This window comes from Kitasatospora sp. NPDC051170, assembly GCF_044455705.1.
GTDB lineage: Bacteria > Actinomycetota > Actinomycetes > Streptomycetales > Streptomycetaceae > Kitasatospora.
In genome coordinates this window covers 16,658-36,519 of sequence record NZ_JBITFA010000001.1, presented here as the reverse complement: position 1 = coordinate 36,519, position 19,862 = coordinate 16,658, and the positions used below count along the sequence as shown (strand labels likewise).

The window sequence follows — 19,862 nt, the reverse complement described above, 5'->3', positions numbered from 1 at the left end:
CGGTCAGTCTGGCATGTGGGGTTTTGGTAGAGAGGTGGTTATGAAATGACCGGCCGTACAAGCGACTTGAACGCAGCGTCAGGTGGCTGGAATCCTGCCTTCCGGTCACGGTGGAGCGAGGCGCCCGCGCTGGGCGGGCGGTGGCGGCCGGTCGTCGACGGGGTGGTCTCCCGCATGGAGGCCGGCCGCCCGGTCGGCCTCCGTTCTGTTTATCGGAGCCGGGGCCGGGGTGAATGAGAGTTAAATGAGAATCCCCTTAATGAACCGGTCGCCCTTGCGGTACTTGCGAGTTACGACATATGGTCCGACGAGTTAGAGGACCGCTCCAGGAATGATCGGGACGGCTGCCGCGTGCGGGCGGTTCGGCCTGTCGCCGGTCGCTGGGGCGAGGATATCGACGGCTGCGACACGGCCGTGACTGCACGGGGGAAACGTGCGGTGCGACGTTCTGGGGACGTCGAGCGTCAAGCGTCGGGACGGTTCGGCTTGGGGCATGGCTGAACTGCGGTTTCCCTGCGCCCTGAGGTGCGTGTGTGGCTTGTCATGCACAGGGCAAAGAGTTCGCAAATACTCCTCAAATATTTGCTCAAAAAATCGTCCGCAAAATCCGACGGCTGCTGCTGCCGTTATCATTCTCCGCTGAATGTGAGGGATTGTGCCGGAATCGGGATCCACATTAAAAGTCAGTACACCAATCAATGGGCCGGATGATCCGGAAGCCCCGGATCGGTGGAAGCTTCCGCCGGTCCGGGGGCTGGCCCGGTACTTCGAGCGGACCTGCGACCGGGTTCCGGGAAACACCGCCGTTACGTGTGGTCCCGTGTCGCTCGGTTACGCCGAACTGGACCAGCGGGCCAACCGGCTCGCCCACCTGCTGCGGCGGCGCGGTGCGGGGCCGGGGCGGAGTGTGGGGATCCTGCTGGAGCGCTCCCCGGACAGCTACGTGGCGCTGCTCGCGGTCCTGAAGTCCGGGGCGGCGTATGTGCCGCTGGACCCCTCGTACCCGGCCGACCGGGTCCGGTTCATCGCCGAGGACGCCGGGCTGTGCACCCTGGTGACCACCTCGGCCATGCGACACAGGACCCACCGACTGCCATGTCCAATACTGGAGTTGGACGAGTCGGAGGCCCAGGTGGCCGCGCAGTCCGGGGAGCGCCCGGACGTCGCGATCCAACCCGAGTCCGTCTGCTACGTCATCTACACCTCGGGCACCACCGGGCGGCCCAAGGGCGTGGCCGTCTCGCACGCCAGCATCGTCAACTTCCTGCAGTCCGTGGCGCCGATCTACCAGGTGCGGGAGGAGGACCGGGTCTACCAGGGGCTGTCGCTCGCCTTCGACTTCTCGGTCGAGGAGATCTGGCCGGCCTGGGTGGTCGGCGCCACCCTGGTGGCGGGGCCGACCAACGAGCGGCGCGTCGGCGAGGGCCTGGGCGCCTTCCTGGTCGAGCAGGCGATCACCGTCCTGTGCTGCGTGCCGACCCTGCTCACCACCATCGAGGCCGAGGTCTCCACCCTGCGCAGCCTCCTGGTCAGCGGCGAGGCGTGCCCTCCCGACCTGGTCAAACGGTGGTCCCGGCCGGGGCGCCGCTTCCTGAACGTGTACGGCCCGACCGAGTCCACGGTCAGCGCGACCTGGGGCGAGCTCTCGCCCCGGCGGCCGGTCACGATCGGCAGACCCCTGCCCAGCTACCGGGTCTACATCCTCGACGAGCAGCTGCGCCCGGTGCCGGAGGGCGAGAGCGGGGAGATCTGCATCGGGGGCCCGGGCGTGGCGATCGGCTACCTCAACCGGCCCGACCTGACGGCGGAGAAGTTCGTCGTGAACCCGGTGGCCCGCGAGCGGGAGGAGTGCCCGAGGATCTACCGCACCGGCGACCTGGGGCGGCTGACCCCGACCGGCGAGATCGAGTTCCTGGGCCGGATCGACACCCAGGTCAAGATCCGCGGGTACCGGATCGAGCTGGCGGAGATCGAGGAGGTGCTGCGCGAGGACCCGGCGGTGGAGAACGCCGTGGTCGTCCCGCGCCAGCTCGACGGCGTGGTCCAGGACCTGGTCGGCTACGTCACGCTGACCGACCGTGGGACACGGGACGACGAGGCGCTGCGCGAGCGCCTGCGCGCCACCTTGCGCGGACGGCTGCCCGCGTACATGATCCCCTCGTTCGTCGAGGTGCTGGAGCGGTTCCCCCTGCTGGCCGCGGACAAGGTCGACAGGAAGGCGCTGCCCGCCCCCACCTCGCCCCCGCTGGCCAAGCGCGCACAGGCGGACGTGGGCCCCGACACCGCGACGGAGCGCCGGCTCGCCACCGTGTGGCAGGAGGTGCTCGGAGTCGGGCGGCTCTCCGTCGAGGACGACTTCTTCCTCGACCTGGGCGGCCACTCGATGGCGGCGGCCAGGCTGATGTCCAGGCTGCGCCTCCTGCCGGAGCTGTCCCACCTGGCCATGGGGGACCTCTACGCGCACCCCACGGTGCGGGCCCTGGCCGCGTTCGTCGACAGCGCCGAAGCCGAAGCCGAAGCCGAATCCCAAGCTGCGGATTCGAGGCCGGACCGGGCGCGGGGGCCCGCTCCGCGACGGCACTCCACCCTCCGGGTCGCCGCCTGCGGAGTGGCCCAACTCACCCTCCTGTACAGCTGGTTGATGGTCTTCGGGATGCCCGTCCTGGTCCTGCTGTACCGCCTGCTGGTCACCGGGAACCAGCCGACACCCGGCGTGGGCACCGGCGGCCCGCTCGGCTACCTCGCGCACCTGGCGTACGGCGAGTTCATCCCGCTGGAGATCGCCTGGACGCTGCTGGACGTGCTGCTGATCCCGGCCCTCGGCTGCCGGCTGCTGCTGGCCCGGGTGCGCCCCGGCTGGTACCCGCTGTGGGGCGTCACCTACCTGCGGTTCTGGCTCTACGGCAAGGTGATGGCCAGCTCACCCGTCGGGCTCCTGGCCGGATCGCCGCTGCTGCCGCCGTTCCTGCGGCTGCTCGGGGCGAGGATCGGCCGCGGCTGCCACGTGTCCTCGCCGTTCGGCCTGCCGAGGTTCGTCGAACTCGGCGACCACGTGAGCGTGGGCTACGGGGCGCGGGTGCAGTCCTTCGCGGTCGAGGACGGCTGGCTGCGGCTCGCCCCGGTCCGGCTCGGGAACGGCAGCTGCGTGGGGACCAACAGCGTCCTCCTGCCCGGCGCCGTGCTCGGCGACGACGCGACGGTGGGGGAGCAGTCCCTCATCGCCGCCGACCAGGCCGTACCGGCCGGCGAGCACTGGGCCGGCTCCCCGGCCCGCGCGCAGGAAGCCACCCCGCCCGTGCTCCAGGCCATGGCGGAGCAGCCCGACGACCGGCCCTGGCCGCTGCGGGTGCTGGCCGGCTACACCGTCGGCGCCCTCGCGCTCATCCTGGTCCCGCTGGTGATCGCCGCCACCGGCTCGGCCCTGATCGGCTGGGTCTGGTGGGCCCGGGGCCCGCGCTGGGCGCTGTTGTCGACCTTCGCGGCCGGGCCGCTGTTCGTGCTGACCACCTGCACCCTGGTGGTCCTGGTCAAGCGGGCCGTGATGCCCCGGGCCCGGGCCGGCATCCACGCCCAGCGCAGCGGCTTCGGGGTGCGCAAGTGGATCGCCGACGGCCTCCTGACCACCAGCCTCACCCTGACGCACTCGCTCTACTCCACGCTCTACCTGGTGCCGTTCCTGCGCCTGCTCGGCGCCCGGACCGGGCGCTGGTCCGAGGTCGCCACCGTCAGCTTCGTCGACCCGGACATGCTGATCATCGGCGAGCGCAGCTTCGTCGCGGACGTCAGCGTGGTGGCCCCGGCCGTCTTCCACCGGGGCCGCATCGCCCTGGCGCCGGCCGAGGTCGGCAGGCGCAGCTTCGTCGGCAACGGCGCGCTGCTGCCCGGCGCCTGCCGGATGGGCGACAACAGCCTCCTCGGCGTGCACTCCATCGCCCCCAGCAGGCCCATCGACCCGGAGACGACCTGGCTCGGCTCACCGGCGATCTTCCTGCCCCGGCGCGAGGAGAGCCGGAACTTCGCGCCCAAGTACACCTACGACCCCAGCCCGGGCCTGATTGCCGCCCGGCTGGCCATCGAGTACCTGCGCGTCACGCTCCCCACGACGATCGGCTCGCTGTCCGCGCTCGCCGCCCTGTACGCGAGCCTCGAGCTGGGCCGCACCACCTCGCCCCTGGTGCTCCTCCTGCTCGGGCCGGCCCTGCTGCTGGGCACCGGAGCGCTCGCCACGCTGGTGGTCGTGCTCCTCAAGTGGCTCGTCATCGGCCGCTACCGCGCCCGGGTGGAGCCGCTGTGGGGCATCTGGGTGCGCCGCACCGAGCTGATCACCGGACTGTTCGAGAACCTCGTGGTGCCCGCGCTGCTCAACTCCCTCACCGGCACCCCCGCGGCGCCCTGGGTCATGCGGCTGTTCGGGGCCAGGATCGGGCGCCGGGTCTGGCTCAACACGACGTACCTCACCGAGTTCGACCTGGTCGAGGTCGGCGACGACGCGGCCGTCGGGGAGTTCACCTCCCTGCAGACCCACCTGTTCGAGGACCGGGTCATGAAGATGTCCAAGGTCGTCGTCGGACCGGCCGGCTCGGTCGGCGCCCGCTGCGTGGTCCTCTACGACGCGCAGGTCGGCGCCGGGACCACCCTGGACGCGATGTCCCTGGTCATGAAGGGCGAGCACCTGCCGCCCCGGACGCAGTGGCGCGGCATACCCGCCCGCCGCTGTTGACCCGTACGCCCCCCCACGCCCCGGAGCCGCGCCCCAGTCGGCCCCGGTCCCGGCCACGGCGTCATCCGCCGCAGCCGTCCTGCTCGGCGGGACACGACCCCGCCGAACGCGTTCTCTCCACGCCACCCCCCACGGAGGCTCTCGTGACCTCGCTCCAGCCGCTCGACGCACTGGCCGGCCCCCAGGTGACCGGCGACCTGCCCGGCCCGCTCTCCGCCGGGTTCCTCGCCCGGCAGCACGGCTACGAGTCCAACGCCCGCAGTTACCCCCGCCGGCTGCCGATCGCCATCGAGCAGGCGTCCGGCAGCATGGTCCGGGACATGGACGGCAACGTCTTCATCGACTTCCTGGCGGGCGCCGGCGTGCTCTCGCTCGGCCACAACCACCCCGAGCTGGTCGCCGCCGTCACCGCCCAACTCGATGTGCTCACCCATGGATTGGACTTCCCCACGCCCGTGCGGGAGGCGTTCGTCGAGGCCCAGCTCTCCATGCTGCCGGCGTCGATGCGCTCCCGCATGAAGATCCACTTCTGCGGGCCCACCGGCGCCAACGCCGTCGAGGCGGCCCTCAAGCTGTGCAAGACCGCCACCGGGCGCGGCGACGTCATCGCCTTCCAGGGCGGCTTCCACGGCAGCACCCACGCCGCGATGGCGCTCACCGGACTGGTCTCCCAGAAGCGCCCGGTGCCCAACGGCGTCCCCGGCGTGCACTTCTTCCCGTACTCCTACTGCGCCCGCTGCCCCGTCGGCCTCACCCCCGACAGCTGCGCCACCAACTGCGTGAGCTACCTGGAACGGGCCCTCACGGACGGCAACGGCGGGATACCGCTGCCCGCCGCCGTGGTGATGGAGATGGTCCAGGGCGAGGGCGGCATCATCCCCGCGACCGCCGACTTCGCCCGCCGGGTGCGCACGCTGACCCGGGAGCTGGGCATCCCGCTGGTCGTCGACGAGGTGCAGACCGGCTGCGGGCGCACGGGCACCTGGTTCGCCTTCGAGGAGTACGGCATCGAACCCGACGTCATCATCGCCTCCAAGGCGCTCAGCGGCATCGGCGCCCCGGTCGCGCTCATCATCTACGACGCCGAACTCGACACCTGGGCCGCCGGCGCCCACACCGGGACCTTCCGCGGCAACCAACTCGCCTTCGCCGCAGGGGTGGAGGCCGTGCGCGTCATCCGGCGCGACGACGTCCTGGGCAACGTCGCCCGGCGGGGCGAGCAGATCGCGGACCGGCTCAAGCCGCTGCTGGACGAACCGTGGGTCGCCGAGGTGCGCGGGCGCGGCCTCATCTGGGGCATCGAGTTCGCCGACCCCGAGGACCACCGCCCCGCGGGCGGACTCGCCGCCGCCGTCCAGCGTGAGGCGCTGCGCGGCGGGCTGATCGTCGAGGTCGGCGGCCGCGACGACGACGTGGTGCGGCTGATGCCCCCGCTCAACGTCACCGCGGCCACCGTCGACACGGCCTGCACGATCCTGCTGGGCGCGATCCGCACGGCGAAAGCCACTCACGGGGAGGTGTGAGCAGATGAGCCTGATCGTGCAGAAGTACGGTGGATCGTCCGTGTACAGCGCGGAGCGGGTCAAGCGGGTCGCCGAGCACATCGTGGCCACCCGCCGGGCCGGCCACGACGTGGTCGTGGTGGTCTCCGCGATGGGCGACACCACCGACGAACTCCTCGACCTGGCGGGCGAGGTGACGGACAGCGCGGCGCCGCGCGAACTGGACGTGCTGCTGACCGCGGGCGAGCGGATCTCCAACGCCCTGATGGCCATCGCCGTCGAATCCCTCGGCGTCGAGGCGCGCTCGTTCTCGGGCGCGCAGGCCGGCATCCACACCACCACCACGCCCGGGCGGGCGCGCATCATCGACGTGCAGCCCGACCGGGTCCGCCGCAGCCTCGACCGGGGCGCGGTCGCCCTCGTCGCGGGCTTCCAGGGCATCAGCCGCGAGACCGGGGACGTCACCACCCTCGGGCGCGGCGGCTCCGACACCACCGCCGTCGCCCTGGCCGCCGCGCTCAAGGCCGACCTCTGCGAGATCTACACGGACGTCGACGGCGTCTACTCCGCCGACCCGCGCATCGTCCCCGACGCGCGGCTGCTGACCCACGTCAACTACGAGACCATGCGGGAACTCGCCGTCAACGGGGCCAAGGTGCTGGCGCCGCGCAGCGTGGAGTACGCCAGCCGGCACCAGGTCCCGATCCGCGTCCGCTCCTCGTACGGCGACGACCCCGGCACCATGGTGACCGGCGCCCCGGCCGCGCCGTCCGCCGAGTACTCCAACGTCGTCGGCGTCGCGCACGACGCCACCGGGGCGAGGATCACCCTCGGCAACGTCCCCGACACCCCCGAACTCACCAACCGCGTCCTGCAGGTGGTGACCGACATCGAGGCCGAACTCCACTTCACCGTCCAGGACACCACCCGCACCACCCCGGGCACGACCGACATCTCGCTGCTCCTGCCCGCCCAGGACGGCCCGACCGTCCTGCGCTCCCTGCACCCGCACTGCCGGGAACTCGGCATCGAGGACCCGCACTACACGGAACGCGTCGGCAAACTCTCGCTCGTCGGCACCGGCCTGCTCTCGCAGCCCGGCGTCCTGGCGACCTGCTGCGAGACGTTGGCCGCCGCCGGGATCCAGCTGGAGACCATCTCCATCTCCGACCTCCACGTCACCGCCTTCTGCCCCGCCGACCAACTCCCGGAAGCCGTCCGCGCCTGGCACTCCGCCTTCGAACTCGGCGCCCCCGAACTCGCCGCCGTCCACGCGGGCTCAGGCCGCTGACGCGGCCCGCACCCGCACCTCGTGGCCCGGCCGGAACCTCCTGGCCGGGCCACGGGGATGTCCACGACGATGCGCTCGATCGTCCAGCCGTCGGGGAGTGGGGTGTTCACCGTCGGATGATCGCAGCGGGTGGCGGGGCGGGGCCACGTGTTTCGGGTGTGCGGCGGGTGGATGGGACGGGAGAGGCGTGGGGATCGTACGATCGGCGAATGTCTGACTTGACGGAAACCACGCCCGGTTGGCTGGCCCCCGAGGAGCTGGAGACCACGCGGGCCAAGATGCCGATCCTGTACGTCGAGGCCGTGCCGGTCCGCGTCGATGACACGGGGGAGGTGACGGAGATCGGGTTGCTGCTGCGGATCGGCCCGGACGGGACGGTCAGCCGCACGCTGGTGTCGGGGCGGGTGCTGCACCACGAGCGGATCAGGGACGCCCTGTTGAGGCATCTGGAGAAGGACCTCGGGCCGGTCGCGCTGCCGCGCATCCCGGCGTCGTTGCAGCCGTTCACCGTAGCCGAGTACTTCCCGACGCTGGGGGTCACCGAGTTCCACGACCCGCGCCAGCACGCGGTCTCGCTCGCCTACGTCGTCCCGGTGTCGGGGGACTGCCGGCCCCGGCAGGACGCGCTGGACCTGGTGTGGTTCAGCCCGCAGGAGGCGTCCTCGGAGCTGGTGCTCCAGGACATGCCGGGCGGTCAGGGGGCGCTGCTCAAGCGGGCGCTGGCCCATGTCGGGTGCCTGAGCTGAGGGACGGTCCACTGGGAGCCCCGGCCGCCGACGGCCGGGGCTCCCGTATGTGCGGGGCGGCCCAGGGGATCTGACGGACAGTCGGCGCCGGGTCAAGTCTTGGCAAAGTCCGGTCGCTTCTCTGGATGTGCCATTGCACATGTCACATCATGCTCCCCATGAGAAAAGCCATCGCCCTCCTCGCGGCCGCGGCAGCCGTCGCGACCCTCGGCGTGACCTCCGCCTCCGCCGCCGACCCCGACGTCGCCGCCCAGGAGGACTTCAACCCGGCCCGCCTGGCCTGGACCTCCTGTAACGACGCCACCACCCCCGCCCTGCAGTGCGCGATGCTGGAGGTGCCGGTCGACTACAAGGACCCCCGCGGCCGCAAGATCAGCATCAAGGTCAACCGCCTGCCCGCCACCGCGCCCAAGGACAAGCAGCAGGGCCCGATCCTGCTCAACCCCGGCGGCCCCGGCGACTCCGGGCTCTGGATGCCCGCGTACATCTCCGGCAAAGTCCCCGCCGACGTCGCCTCCACCTACGACTGGATCGGCTTCGACCCGCGCGGCACCAACGGCAGCGACCCCCATGTCATCTGCGACGCCCACTACTTCGACGCCGAGCGCCCCGACTACCAGGTCAGCCAGGGCACCGCGAAGGCGTGGCTGAAGAAGGCCGCCGGATACGCCGCCGACTGCGCGGCGGACTGGTCCTGGCTGCTGCCGCACATGACCACCGTCGACAGCGCCCGCGACATGGAGAGCATCCGGCGCGCCCTCGGCGCCCCGAAGATCAACTTCTACGGCGGCTCCTGGGGCACCTCGCTGGGCTCCACCTACGGCCAGCTCTACCCCTCGCACGTGCGCCGGATGGTCCTGGACAGCATCGTCGGACCGACCATCAGCTGGTACGACCACAACATCCTGCAGGACAAGGAACACCAGCGCCGCTTCGACGCCTTCGCCGAGTGGGCCGCCAAGGCCGACTCCGTCTACCACCTCGGCACCGACGCCGCCACCGTGAAGAAGGCGTACGCCCAGGTCGAGGACGCGCTGCGCAAGGAGCCGGTCGAGGCCGCGCCCGCCCCCGGCAAGATCGGCCCCGCCGAGTTCGAGGACACCTTCTACGGCGGCGGCTACAACTTCCTGCGCTGGCCCCGGATGGCGACCGTGCTCTCCGGCTTCCTGACCCAGCACGACACCCGGCCGCTGGCCATCGCGTACAACAGGTACGCCGCCCCGTCGGCCGGCGACGACGGCACCTTCCCGGCGTACAACGCCGCCCAGTGCACCGAGAACGCCTGGCCGCGCGACTGGGAGGTCTGGAAGAAGGACCAGGCCAAGGTCGACGCCGTCGCGCCCTTCTACACGTATAACAACATGTGGTACAACGCCGCCTGCATGTTCTGGCCCTACCAGGGCAACCAGTCCGGCCGTCTGAAGATCAACGGCAAGGGCCTGCCCCCGGTGCTGCTCTTCCAGGCCACCGAGGACGCCGCCACCCCGTACGAGGGCGGGCTCGCCATGCACGACGCGCTGCCCGGCTCCAAGCTCGTCGTCCAGAACGGCGGCAGCTTCCACGAGATCCTCTTCCACGGCAACGCCTGCCTCGACGACACCTTCACCGCCTACCTGCGCGACGGCAGCCTGCCCGACGGCAAGGGCCGCATCGCCAAGACCTGCGCGCCCGAGGCCGACCCGGACCCGGTGTACGTGACCCCGCCGCCGGCCGCCGCCAAGGCGCTCACCGGTGCGGCGGCCGCGGAGGCCGGGGCGGGGCGGCTCGCGCCCGGCGACCCGGAGGCCGTCCACGGCGTCCTGCGCTGACCTATGACTCCTCCGCCGAGGGGGTGACCTCGCTGAGCGGCGCGGCCAGGGACTCCAGGCTGCGCCGCTCGGCCTTCACCCCGATGGCCGCCTCCACCAGACCGGCGAGCGCCATCAGCGCGGCGCCGACGCAGAAGGCCAGGGTGGTGTCGGAGACCTCGCCGCTGCTCACCAGGCCGTTGAACAGCAGCGGGCCGCTGATGCCGCCGACGGCCGTGCCCACGGCGTAGAAGAAGGCGATGCACATCGCCCTGGTCTCCAGCGGGAAGATCTCGCTGACCGTCAGGTAGGCGGCGCTGGCCCCGGCGGAGGCGAGGAACAGCACCGCCGTCCAGCAGGCCGTCATGGTGGTGGCGGAGAGCGCGCCGCGCTGGAAGAGGGCGGCGGTGGCGAACAGCAGCAGGCCGGAGCCGAGGTAGGTGCCGGCGATCATCGGCTTGCGGCCGACGGAGTCGAAGAGGTGGCCGAGCAGCAGCGGGCCGAGGAAGTTGCCGAGGGCGATCACCGCGAAGTAGTAGCCGGTGTCGCCCTCGGGCACGTCGAAGTAGGTGGTGAGGATGGTGGCGTAGCCGAAGGTGACGGCGTTGTAGAGGAACGCCTGGCCGATGAAGAGCGCCAGGCCGAGGGCGGTGCGGCGCGGGTAGCGGACGATCACCGTGCGGACGATCGTCGTGAAACCGATGGGTTCGCGTTCGCGGATCCGGATCGGCGGTTCCTCGGCGGGCGGCAGCCGGTGGCCGACTTCCTGTTCGATCGCGCGCTCCGCCTCGGCCACGACCCGTTCGGCCTCCTCCGCCCGGCCGTGGGTGAACAGCCAGCGGGGGCTCTCGGGGACGTGGCGGCGCACCAGGAGGATGACCAGGCCCAGGACGACGCCGATGGCGAAGGCGAGGCGCCAGCCGACGTCGGTGGCGAACAGCGAGGTGTTCAGCAGGGCGATCGAGGCGAAGGCGCCCAGGCCCGCGCCGATCCAGAAGCTCCCGTTGATGATCAGGTCGACGCGGCCGCGCAGCCGGGCCGGGATCAGCTCGTCGATGGCCGAGTTGATCGCCGCGTACTCGCCGCCGATGCCGAAACCGGTGAAGAAGCGGCAGAGGAAGAAGAACCAGGCCGTCCAGGAGAGGGCGGTCACGGCCGTGGCCGCGAGGTAGACGGCGAGCGTCAGCATGAAGAGCCTCTTGCGGCCCAGCCGGTCCGTCAGCCAGCCGAAGAACAGGGCGCCGCAGCAGGCCCCCGCCACGTACACGGCCGCCGCGACGGTGGTCACCTGGGCGGTGGTGATGCTGATGCCGCTGCCGTCCTCGGCGAGACGGCCGGCCATGTTCCCGACGATCGTCACCTCCAGGCCGTCCAGGATCCAGACGGTGCCCAGGCCGATGACGATGCGCCAGTGCCAGCGGGACCAGGGCAGCCGGTCGAGCCGGGCGGGGACGTCGGTCTCGACCACGCCGGGCGGGAGTGGGCGCGGCCGTTGGGATGACGGGGACGGCTTCACGGGATCGGTCATGCCGGGGCCTTCCTTCGCTCGCCCCCCGCTCGCCCCCTCGGACGGGCGCCCGTTCACGGGGCGGCTTCGGTCCGTCGCCGGACCATCATCGCCTCGGGGCGCGCTCGGCGCCGCCCGGGCCGTCAGAACAGCGCGATGGGGCCCCAGCCGAGGAGCCAGACGTACGGGAGCGCGGCGACCAGGGCGGCGACCACCAGACGGGTGGTGAAGCCGCGCCGCCCCGCCGCGATCAGCAGCAGGACACCGGCGGGCATGATGGGCACCCAGAAGAGCAGGGGGATCAGGAACCACGGGGCCGAGAAGAGGATCTGGATACCGGAGAACAGCCAGCCCACGGTCAGGGTGGTGCGACGGAACCGGATCCGGTCGGAGTAGGCCAGCGGCAGCAGCGTCAGGGTGATGAGCATTCCCTCGACGGCGAGGAGGGGAGGGTTCCCCCAAGCCTCGGTGAGCGTCTGGACGCCGAAGGGCGCCCAGCTCAGGCCGGCCAGGAAGACGATCAGCTGGGACTCCTTCGCCGCGAGCGGCAGCGTCCGACCTTTCATGGTGTTCCCCCATGCCCTTTTGAATGCGTTCAAATTGAATGCGTTCAAAACCTAGACCTGGCGCGGCCCCGGGGGCAAGTCCGGTGGTGTAGACGCTCACGCATGGACCTGAGCGTGCAGGCCATGGTCCGTGCGCCCGGCGGGCGCTTCGATGGAGACCAGGAGGAGGAAGCCTCTCCGGCCCCCTGACCTCCTGGATTCCGACCTATCGAGACGAGGACGATCGTGATGACTGAGAACGGTGTTCTGCCGACCGACGCGGGCGCGGTGCTGGTCGTCGGCGGCACGGGCAAGACCGGCCGCCGCGTCGCCACCCGGCTGATCGAGCGCGGCTACGACGTACGGATCGGCTCGCGCAGCGCCGCCGTACCCTTCGACTGGCACGACGAGAGCACCTGGCTGCCCGCCCTCGACGGCGTCACCGCCGCGTACCTGACGTACTACCCGGACCTCGCCCTGCCCGGCGCCGTCGAGCACGTGCGGGACTTCTCCCGGCTCGCCGCCGAACGCGGCGTCGGGCGGCTGGTCCTGCTCTCCGGGCGCGGCGAGGAGGGCGCGGAGGCGGGGGAGCGGGCCGTGACGGAGTCCGGCGTGCCCGCGTGGACGATCGTGCGCTGCGCCTGGTTCAACCAGAACTTCGACGAGTCCTTCTTCCTGGACCCGGTCCTCGCGGGCGAGGTGGCCCTGCCGGTCGGCGACGCCCTCGAGCCGTTCGTCGACGCCGAGGACATCGCCGACGTCGCCGTCGCCGCCCTGACCGAGCCCGGCCACGCCGGCGAACTGTACGAGCTGACCGGTCCCCGGCTGCTCTCCTTCGCCGACGCCGTGGGCGAGTTGGCGCTCGCCACCGGCCGGCCGATCCGCTTCACTCCCGTGACGGCGGAGGAGTACCGCGCCGTCCTGGAGGCGGAGGGCCTGCCCGGGGACCTCGTCGAGCTGTTCACCCTCGTCCTCGACGGCCGCAACGCCTTCCTCGGCGACGGCGTCGAGCGCGCCCTGGGCCGCAAGGCGAAGGACTTCGCGGACTACGCCCGCGAGGCCGCCGCCACGGGCGTCTTCAACGCCTGAACCCGTCGCGTCGAGGAGAGTGGGGAGGGGTTCACGAGATGATTACCGATCAGAGCACCGTGCCGCCGTCGTTCTCGGCTCCGGTGGCTGCCGCCGCTTCGGGGAGTCGGGCCGCCGGTCCCGTGATGGTGGGGGCGACGATCGCGATGGGGTTGATGGCGGGGCTGTTCTTCGCGTTCGACGTGTCGGTGATGCCGGGGCTGGCGGCGGGGGACGACCGGACGTACGTGACGGCGATGCAGCACATCAACAAGTCCATCGAGAACGGGGTCTTCGGCCTGGTCTTCGTCGGTGCGCTCGTGGCGACGGGTGTCGCGGCGTGGCTGCAGCACCGGGCGGGCCGGCGGCGGGTGGCGCTGTGGGTGGGGGCGGCGACGCTGCTGTACGCGGTGGCGCTGCTGGTGACGATGGGGGTGAATGTGCCGCTGAACAACGAGCTCGCGGCGGCGGGCGATCCGGCGCAGATCCACGATCTGGCCGCCGTGCGGGAGAAGTTCGCGGGCACCTGGGTGGCGACGAACATGCTGCGTACGGCGCTGTGCACGGCGGGCCTGGGCGCGCTCGCCCGGGCGCTGGTCCTGCACGGCCGCGCCACCCGCTGAGCCCGGGGCGGCCCCGGGCCACCCCCGCGCGCCACCCGGCGGGCCCGACCCGCCGGGTGCGCCCGGGTGTGCGCCGGTGCGCCGGGCCGGTGCATTCACCCAATTCAGTTGGGAAGGGGCTGACTTGGCGCACGGTCGAGGTGTGGAGGAGCATGGGCGTGCCCGGTCCGTCACGGCGCGCGAAGCGCCGAGGCCGGGCGGTCGGTCAGGCGCAGCTGGTCGAGGAGGCGGGTCCGATGGGTCTCGTAGAACGTCCGATACTGGTCCGGGGCAGGGCGGTCCCGCTGGCCAGGCACCTGGCCGAGCAGGACATCGAGGGCCTGGTGGCGTGCTCGTGCATCGGGAACGACGTCACCATCGACCTCACGGACACCAGGGTGCTGGTCAGCCTGGTCGACGTGGCCGGGACGGTGAGGCTCAACTTCCACATGGTGCACGACGGCCCGGCCAAGTCCCGCTCCTGGTCCCGCCTGCTCCCCGCCGGCACCGACCACGCCGAGATCGCCACCCGCATCGCCCGCGACGTGCGCACCCTGGAACGCGAACTCGCCCCCCTGCGCCGCCACCCACCGACCGGCACCGAGCACCGCTGGCCGCGATAATCCCGGTGCCCGGAAGGTAATCGGGGCATACGGTTCGGGTGTGAACGACACTGACGACGATCGCCCTGACGGCGGCGGCTACCCCTTCACGGACGGGCGGAACGTGGCCTGGCGCCTGGGCGGGTACGGCGCCGACGACTGGGAGCACCACGCACTCGAGCTGGACCGCGACCAGTACCTGAGCATCCGGCACCTCTTCGCGGACGAGCTCGGCGACGACCTCTGGATGGCAGGCGGTGTGTTCCCCGTCCCGGACGAGCTCCGGCAGCCACTGCAGACCCTCCTCGGAGCGCACGAACTCCGCCCCGACCTGGACTACTTCCTCGGAGGCGTCCAGAACCTCCCCGGCGGCGGCGCCTGGCGCCCCGGGCCCGGCGACCTGCCGGCACCCGGCCCGATCCCGCCGCCGTGAGCCCTCGGCGTTCGGACCGCCATCCCGCTTGGCCCATCCGGCGTCCGCCGCCTCCACTCACGGGTGGAGTCGCGCCGCCTCCACCCGGGAGGCGGTGACACCGCGTCCCGCAGGCGCGCACGCTGGACGCCGTACCTGACGGACGGCGGACGGGAGCGGCGCGCCACCGCCGAGTACGTCCTCGCCACCGGCGGCATTCACAGCGTCGCGGACCTCGACCGGCTGACCACCCGGCAGGTCCTCGAACTCCAGCAGCGCGCCCAGAGCGGCACCTCCGGCCCGGCCGGGGCCGTCTTCTTCGGCCCGTACATCGACGGCTCCCTCATCTCCGGCCCCGTCCTCCAGCGCGTCGCGGCCGGGAGCGCCCGGCGCGTCGACGTGATGACCGGCACCACCGCCGACGAGACCGACTTCTGGGCGATGCTCAACCCCCGGCTGCTCGACCTCCCGCTCAGCGCCTACCGCGCGATCCCGCCCGTCCTCGCGCCGCGCAGGCAGCAGATGTACGACCGCTACGCGGCGAACCGCCCGGGCCTGCCCGAGGGGCGGGTCGTCAACGCGATGCTCAGCGACCAGATCGAGCGGGTGCCCACCTGCGCCTGGCCGAGGCGCAGTCGCGGTGGCGGCCCACCTACGTCTACCAGTTCGACTGGCACGTCCCGTACGCCTCCGGGCTGCCCGCCGCGCAGAACCTCGGCGCCATGCACACCCTCGAACTGCCCTTCGTCTTCGGCACTCTGGTGCTCGACGCCTACCCGCGCGGCCCGCAGACCGTCGCCGGGCAGCGGCCGGCGCTGACCGCGATGTCCGGGCGGATGATGGACGCCTGGACCTCCTTCGCCCGCGCCGCCGATCCCGGCTGGCCCCGGTACACGGCGGACGGCCGGGCCACCCGGATCTGGGACCTCGAACCGACCGTCCGCCACGCGCCGCGCGAGGACGAGCGGGAGCTGTGGGACGCGTACGACTTCCCCGCCTGGGACGGGCGGCCGTAGGGGCCCCGGGCCACTTCGGCGCGCCGCTTCAGTCCCGCACCACGCGGAGGGCGAAGCCGGTGACCACCAGCCAGGCCAGCGCGGGCACGCCCAGGGTGACCACCACCGGCAACCGGGAGGACAGCAGTCTGATGCCGAAGAACCAGACGGCGGGGGAGTACAGGACCGCCACCGCGACCGGAACTCCCCACTCGTACGGCGGCCGCGCCACACCGGCGACGAGGAGCGCGGTTCCCCCGGCGGCCAGCAGGCCCACCCAGATCATGCCGAGCAACGGGACGTTCTCGGGCCGGGTGCTCTGGTCCCGGAAGGCGAGCTCGGCCACCCGGCCCTTCCAGATCCTGAGCTCCACCGCGTCGCCCGTGTGCACCGCGCCGTGGAACGACTCGCTGGTCTCGAAGGTCTTCTCGCCCGCCGTCTCGCGGCGCACGGTGACCTCGTACCGGGTCGAACCGTCGCCGTCCTTCGCGTCCTTCCCCGTCACCGCAGCGCTCTCCACCCGTACGCAGTCCGCGTGTTGAGCGGCGGCGGGCGTACCGCACCGGGGCGCGGTCAGGACGGCGCGGTCGTCCTCGTACAAGGCGTCGTACCGGAGGAAGGAGAGCGCCACGACGGCGAGCCCCGCCAGGGCCACCGCCCCGCGCAGCAGCCACCACCCGATTCTCGGACCGTCCGACTTCCCCATGTGCCCGTCCTCCCCGCCCAGTTGCCCCCCGGTGCATTGTGCACCGGGGGGAAGAGGAGTTCGACGCTCTCACCGACCCGGAGCTTCCGTGCGGCCCGGAGACGCTCACGGCCCGGAAACGCCGGAGGGCGGCGTACGGCGGGTGCCGTACGCCGCCCTCGCGGCCGTGCCTCAGTTCAGGGAGGCGAGGGCGGCCTCGTAGTTCGGCTCGTCGGCGATCTCGGCGACCAGCTCGGTGTGCAGCACGGTGTCGTTCTCGTCGAGGACGACGATGGCGCGCGCGGTCAGGCCGGCCAGCGGGCCGTCGGCGATGTCGACGCCGTAGGCGCCGTGGAAGTCGCGGCCGCGCAGGGTGGAGAGGGTCTTGACCTTGTCCAGGCCCTCGGAGCCGCAGAAGCGGGCCTGCGCGAACGGCAGGTCGGCGGAGATGCAGAGGACGACGGTGTTCTCCAGCTCGGACGCCTTCGCGTTGAAGGTGCGCACCGAGGTCGCGCAGGTCGGGGTGTCGACGCTCGGGAAGATGTTCAGGACCTTGCGAAGGCCGACGAAGTCCTTCAGCGAGGAGTCCGCGAGACCCTCGCCGACCAGCGTGAACGCCGGGGCCTGGCTGCCGGTGACGGGCAGCTCGCCGCCGACCTGGACCGGGTTCCCCTTCAGCGTGACCTGAGCCATGAAAAGCCTCCTACCAGCGGTGCGGATGACAAATTGTGTAAGCGCGGTCGATCCTACTGCCCGCCCGGCGGTCCCGGGGCCACAGGAGGGCGGTGGCCGCGAGGGAGGCGGCCGCCGTGAGCGACATCGCCGTGGCCGGGGAGGTGACCTGGGCGGCCGCACCGGCCGCCGTGGCGGCCAGGCCCTGGAAGGCGAGCATGCCGCTGGTGTGCAGACCCAGGGCGTGGCCGGTCAGGTCGCCCGGGGTGCGGTCCAGCAGCTGCTGCTGGAGCAGCAGGCCGCTCGCGTACCCCAGCGCCGCGACGGCGGCCAGCGCCAGCCCGGCCGGCAGCGGCGGCCGCAGGCCGAAGGCGAGGTACGGCCCGGCGAGCAGCGCGCACAGCGGCATGGCCAGACGCCCGCGCAGTCGGGCGGTCAGTCGGGCGGTCAGTCGGGCGGGCAGGAAGCGGGCCGCGAGCGCGTCGCCGGTGAGCATCCCGGCGGCGGAGGCCGCGAGCAGCAGCCCCGCGTGCGCCGGATCGTACGGGACGAACAGGGACTCCGCGCCGACGATCAGCCCGCCCGGCACCCACAGCGCCAGGTACACCCGCCGCCGCTCGCGGTCCGACCAGAGGCGGGCCGTCGCCGACCAGGTGGCGGCCGGTGTCGCCGCCCCGGTGCGGCGGGCCGGGCGCCGGGCCAGGCCCGTACGGGCGGTCGCGGCGGCGAGCAGATGGCAGGCGGCGGCCAGCAGCAGGGTGCCGCCCGGGGTGAGCGCGGCGGTCAGGGCGGCGCCGGCCGCGAAGGCGAGGATCTGCACCACGCCGGTCGAGGCGTTGAGGAGCGAGCGGCCCAGCAGGTACCCGTCCCGGCTGAGCAGCTCGTCGAGCAGCCCGTAGCGCACGCCGCCCGCCAGACAGCCCGCGAGGCCCAGCGGCAGCAGCGGCGCGAACACCGCCCACAGCGGCAGGCCCGGCAGCGCCTGCACGGCCGTCGCGGCGGCCGAGACGGCGGCCAGGGCGCTCAGCGCGCGGCGCGGCGGCAGGCGGTCCGCGCCGGACAGGACCGTCGCGGCGCCCAGCAGCTGGGCGAGCGCCGGGCCGAACATGGCGAGGGAGGAGAGCAGCGGCGAGCCGCTGCGCCCGTACACCAGGACGCCGAGGGCGAGGGAGGCGAGCGTCTGCGCGGCGGTGTGGGCGGTGGTGGAGGCGAACAGGGCGACGAACTCGCGGTGGCGCAGCAGCTGTCGGTAGGTGGTGGTGGGCATGGCGGGCAGTGTGTCGGCGGGGGCGGCGGAGGCGTTAGGTTTTCGCGGGGGCGCGAAAGCCCGTACGGGGGAGGGTGGCATGGGCTGGTGGCAGGTTGACGCGGACACCCTGGCGGGCGCGCGGTTCGTCGTCTCCCCGCTCGCGGAGACCCTCGCCGCCCTCAAGACCCTTCACCGGCCCGCCGCCGCGCACCCGGGGCAGCGGCGCTGGCTGGAGGAGCACCTGGGCGCCTACCGGGCACGGCTGGAGGCCGACCCGCAGGCGGCGGCGCTGGTGCCGGCGGCGCTCGGGGGCGGGTGGAACGCGACGTTCCTGACGCCGGTGCCGTCTGCTGAAAGCCTTGGTTTTGACGGGGAGTTGGTGTCCGTGCGTGCCACCTCCCCGGACGCGGCCCGGGCCGACCTCGCGCACTGCCTGCACGGACCGCCGCCGCCCGCGCTCGCGGACGGGGACCTCGCCGGGTGCGCGGCGCGGCTGCTGCGGTGGGCGTGGGAGGAGACGGTGGCCCCGGACTGGGCCCGGCGGCGGCGCGTCCTGGAGGCGGACGTCCTCGCCCGCGCGGCCCGCTCGGCGCAGGGCGGCTGGGCGGCGGCGCTGGACGGCACCCGCCCGGGGCTGCGCTGGCTCGGCGGGGAGCGGCTGCAGATCACCACGGGGGACGCGGGGGAGCGCCAACTCGCCGGTGCGCGGCTGGTGTTCGTGCCGGTGACCTTTCAGCAGAGCTGGCTCTGCTGGGACGAGCCGCGCCCCGCGCGGGGGCCACGCGGCCACGGGGTCGTGTACCCCTGCGCGGGCGTACTGGCCGAGGTCCCGGTGGAGGGCGCGGCCCCGCTGGCCGCCCTGCTCGGCCCCGGCCGGGCCGCCGTCCTCGCCCGCCTGGCGGAGCCCAAGAGCACCACCCAGCTGGTCGCGCTCACGGGCCTGCCCCTGGGCTCGGTCGGCCGCCACCTGCGCGTCCTGCGCGAGGCCCGCCTGGTCGGGCGCCGACGCGAGGGCCGGATCGTCCTGTACTTCCCCACCAGCGTCGGCCGCGCCCTCCTCGACGCGCAGGGCTGATCACCCGGTCAGCCCGGCGCCCGGCGCTCGCTCTCCTCCCAAGCCCGCGCCACCTCGCCGCCGTGTTCGGCGGCCCAGAGGCCCAGCGCCTCCACGGGGCCCAGCAGGCTGCGCCCGAGCTCGGTGAGCGCGTACTCGACGTGCGGTGGCACCCCCGGGTAGGCGGTGCGGTCGAGCAGGCCCGCTTGGCGCAGCCGGTTGAGGGTGTCGGTCAGCGCCTTGGGGCTGATGCCGCCGATCATCCGCCGCAACTCCCGGGGCCGGTACGGGCGGTGGCGCAGCGCCCACAGCACCACCGGGTCCCAGGTGTGGCCGAGCAGGTCGAAGGCCAGGCGGGCCGGACAGTCGGCGAGGAAGTCCTGCTGAACGCTCATACACCGAATGGTGCACCAGCGGCGTCGTAC

Annotated in this window: 17 protein-coding genes; 11 read left to right on the top strand and 6 right to left on the bottom strand. The window is 72.7% G+C overall.

What is annotated here, in order from left to right:
• Nucleotides 1-820 precede the first annotated feature (820 nt).
• From ACIBCA_RS00195 to ACIBCA_RS00175, 5 genes are all read left to right on the top strand, one after another.
• Nucleotides 821-4,720, top strand: coding sequence for a Pls/PosA family non-ribosomal peptide synthetase (locus ACIBCA_RS00195; RefSeq protein ID WP_396280479.1), 3,900 nt, complete (start codon nt 821-823; stop codon nt 4,718-4,720).
• Between the two features lie 143 nt (nt 4,721-4,863).
• Nucleotides 4,864-6,243, top strand: a complete 1,380-nt coding sequence (locus ACIBCA_RS00190) for a diaminobutyrate--2-oxoglutarate transaminase family protein (RefSeq protein ID WP_396280478.1) — start codon at nt 4,864-4,866, stop codon at nt 6,241-6,243.
• A 4-nt stretch (nt 6,244-6,247) separates the two neighbouring features.
• On the top strand, nt 6,248-7,513 hold the full coding sequence (locus ACIBCA_RS00185; protein ID WP_396280477.1) for an aspartate kinase: 1,266 nt from the start codon (nt 6,248-6,250) through the stop codon (nt 7,511-7,513).
• Nucleotides 7,514-7,722: 209 nt separating this feature from the next.
• Nucleotides 7,723-8,259: an NUDIX hydrolase family protein gene (locus ACIBCA_RS00180; RefSeq protein WP_107057322.1), complete on the top strand. Its 537-nt coding sequence runs from the start codon at nt 7,723-7,725 to the stop codon at nt 8,257-8,259.
• Nucleotides 8,260-8,417: 158 nt separating this feature from the next.
• Complete coding sequence (locus ACIBCA_RS00175) at nt 8,418-10,067, top strand: alpha/beta hydrolase (protein ID WP_396280476.1); 1,650 nt, start codon at nt 8,418-8,420, stop codon at nt 10,065-10,067.
• Between the two features lies 1 nt (nt 10,068).
• On the opposite strand, the gene ACIBCA_RS00170 is transcribed toward ACIBCA_RS00175, so the two are convergent.
• Nucleotides 10,069-11,574: an MFS transporter gene (locus ACIBCA_RS00170; RefSeq protein ID WP_396280475.1), complete on the bottom strand. Its 1,506-nt coding sequence runs from the start codon at nt 11,572-11,574 to the stop codon at nt 10,069-10,071.
• 122 nt (nt 11,575-11,696) lie between these two features.
• Nucleotides 11,697-12,119 (bottom strand): hypothetical protein, encoded by a 423-nt coding sequence (locus ACIBCA_RS00165; RefSeq protein WP_396280474.1) that lies wholly within the window; start codon nt 12,117-12,119, stop codon nt 11,697-11,699.
• A gap of 228 nt (nt 12,120-12,347) precedes the next feature.
• On the opposite strand from ACIBCA_RS00165, the gene ACIBCA_RS00160 reads away from it, so the two are divergent.
• From ACIBCA_RS00160 to ACIBCA_RS00140, 5 genes are all read left to right on the top strand, one after another.
• Nucleotides 12,348-13,187 carry an NmrA family transcriptional regulator gene (locus tag ACIBCA_RS00160; protein ID WP_396280473.1) on the top strand — a complete coding sequence of 280 codons (840 nt, stop codon included), beginning with the start codon at nt 12,348-12,350 and terminating at the stop codon, nt 13,185-13,187.
• 38 nt (nt 13,188-13,225) lie between these two features.
• On the top strand, nt 13,226-13,789 hold the full coding sequence (locus ACIBCA_RS00155; protein ID WP_396280472.1) for a DUF1772 domain-containing protein: 564 nt from the start codon (nt 13,226-13,228) through the stop codon (nt 13,787-13,789).
• A 236-nt stretch (nt 13,790-14,025) separates the two neighbouring features.
• Nucleotides 14,026-14,391, top strand: a complete 366-nt coding sequence (locus tag ACIBCA_RS00150) for a hypothetical protein (protein WP_396280471.1) — start codon at nt 14,026-14,028, stop codon at nt 14,389-14,391.
• Nucleotides 14,392-14,431: 40 nt separating this feature from the next.
• Nucleotides 14,432-14,803 (top strand): hypothetical protein, encoded by a 372-nt coding sequence (locus ACIBCA_RS00145; RefSeq protein ID WP_396280470.1) that lies wholly within the window; start codon nt 14,432-14,434, stop codon nt 14,801-14,803.
• Between the two features lie 122 nt (nt 14,804-14,925).
• Nucleotides 14,926-15,798 carry a carboxylesterase family protein gene (locus ACIBCA_RS00140; RefSeq protein WP_396281208.1) on the top strand — a complete coding sequence of 291 codons (873 nt, stop codon included), beginning with the start codon at nt 14,926-14,928 and terminating at the stop codon, nt 15,796-15,798.
• A 28-nt stretch (nt 15,799-15,826) separates the two neighbouring features.
• On the opposite strand, the gene ACIBCA_RS00135 is transcribed toward ACIBCA_RS00140, so the two are convergent.
• The 3 genes from ACIBCA_RS00135 to ACIBCA_RS00125 form a co-directional block, all read right to left on the bottom strand.
• Entirely contained in the window at nt 15,827-16,483 is a 657-nt protein-coding gene (locus ACIBCA_RS00135; protein WP_396280469.1) for a hypothetical protein, read from the bottom strand.
• Between the two features lie 171 nt (nt 16,484-16,654).
• Entirely contained in the window at nt 16,655-17,155 is a 501-nt protein-coding gene (gene tpx, locus ACIBCA_RS00130; RefSeq protein WP_396280468.1) for a thiol peroxidase, read from the bottom strand.
• A 10-nt stretch (nt 17,156-17,165) separates the two neighbouring features.
• Nucleotides 17,166-18,401: an MFS transporter gene (locus ACIBCA_RS00125; RefSeq protein WP_396280467.1), complete on the bottom strand. Its 1,236-nt coding sequence runs from the start codon at nt 18,399-18,401 to the stop codon at nt 17,166-17,168.
• A gap of 79 nt (nt 18,402-18,480) precedes the next feature.
• On the opposite strand from ACIBCA_RS00125, the gene ACIBCA_RS00120 reads away from it, so the two are divergent.
• Complete coding sequence (locus ACIBCA_RS00120; RefSeq protein WP_396280466.1) at nt 18,481-19,458, top strand: ArsR/SmtB family transcription factor; 978 nt, start codon at nt 18,481-18,483, stop codon at nt 19,456-19,458.
• 8 nt (nt 19,459-19,466) lie between these two features.
• On the opposite strand, the gene ACIBCA_RS00115 is transcribed toward ACIBCA_RS00120, so the two are convergent.
• Nucleotides 19,467-19,832: a winged helix-turn-helix transcriptional regulator gene (locus tag ACIBCA_RS00115; protein WP_396280465.1), complete on the bottom strand. Its 366-nt coding sequence runs from the start codon at nt 19,830-19,832 to the stop codon at nt 19,467-19,469.
• Nucleotides 19,833-19,862 lie beyond the last annotated feature (30 nt).

Coding starts and splice junctions, on each gene's coding strand:
- ACIBCA_RS00170 (WP_396280475.1), bottom strand. CDS start 11,574: ATGACCGATCCCGTGAAGCCGTCCCCGTCATCCCAACGGCCGCGCCCA.
- ACIBCA_RS00160 (WP_396280473.1), top strand. CDS start 12,348: ATGACTGAGAACGGTGTTCTGCCGACCGACGCGGGCGCGGTGCTGGTC.
- tpx (WP_396280468.1), bottom strand. CDS start 17,155: ATGGCTCAGGTCACGCTGAAGGGGAACCCGGTCCAGGTCGGCGGCGAG.
- ACIBCA_RS00150 (WP_396280471.1), top strand. CDS start 14,026: ATGGGTCTCGTAGAACGTCCGATACTGGTCCGGGGCAGGGCGGTCCCG.
- ACIBCA_RS00185 (WP_396280477.1), top strand. CDS start 6,248: ATGAGCCTGATCGTGCAGAAGTACGGTGGATCGTCCGTGTACAGCGCG.
- ACIBCA_RS00165 (WP_396280474.1), bottom strand. CDS start 12,119: ATGAAAGGTCGGACGCTGCCGCTCGCGGCGAAGGAGTCCCAGCTGATC.
- ACIBCA_RS00115 (WP_396280465.1), bottom strand. CDS start 19,832: ATGAGCGTTCAGCAGGACTTCCTCGCCGACTGTCCGGCCCGCCTGGCC.
- ACIBCA_RS00180 (WP_107057322.1), top strand. CDS start 7,723: ATGTCTGACTTGACGGAAACCACGCCCGGTTGGCTGGCCCCCGAGGAG.
- ACIBCA_RS00155 (WP_396280472.1), top strand. CDS start 13,226: ATGATTACCGATCAGAGCACCGTGCCGCCGTCGTTCTCGGCTCCGGTG.
- ACIBCA_RS00120 (WP_396280466.1), top strand. CDS start 18,481: ATGGGCTGGTGGCAGGTTGACGCGGACACCCTGGCGGGCGCGCGGTTC.
- ACIBCA_RS00175 (WP_396280476.1), top strand. CDS start 8,418: ATGAGAAAAGCCATCGCCCTCCTCGCGGCCGCGGCAGCCGTCGCGACC.
- ACIBCA_RS00135 (WP_396280469.1), bottom strand. CDS start 16,483: ATGGGGAAGTCGGACGGTCCGAGAATCGGGTGGTGGCTGCTGCGCGGG.
- ACIBCA_RS00125 (WP_396280467.1), bottom strand. CDS start 18,401: ATGCCCACCACCACCTACCGACAGCTGCTGCGCCACCGCGAGTTCGTC.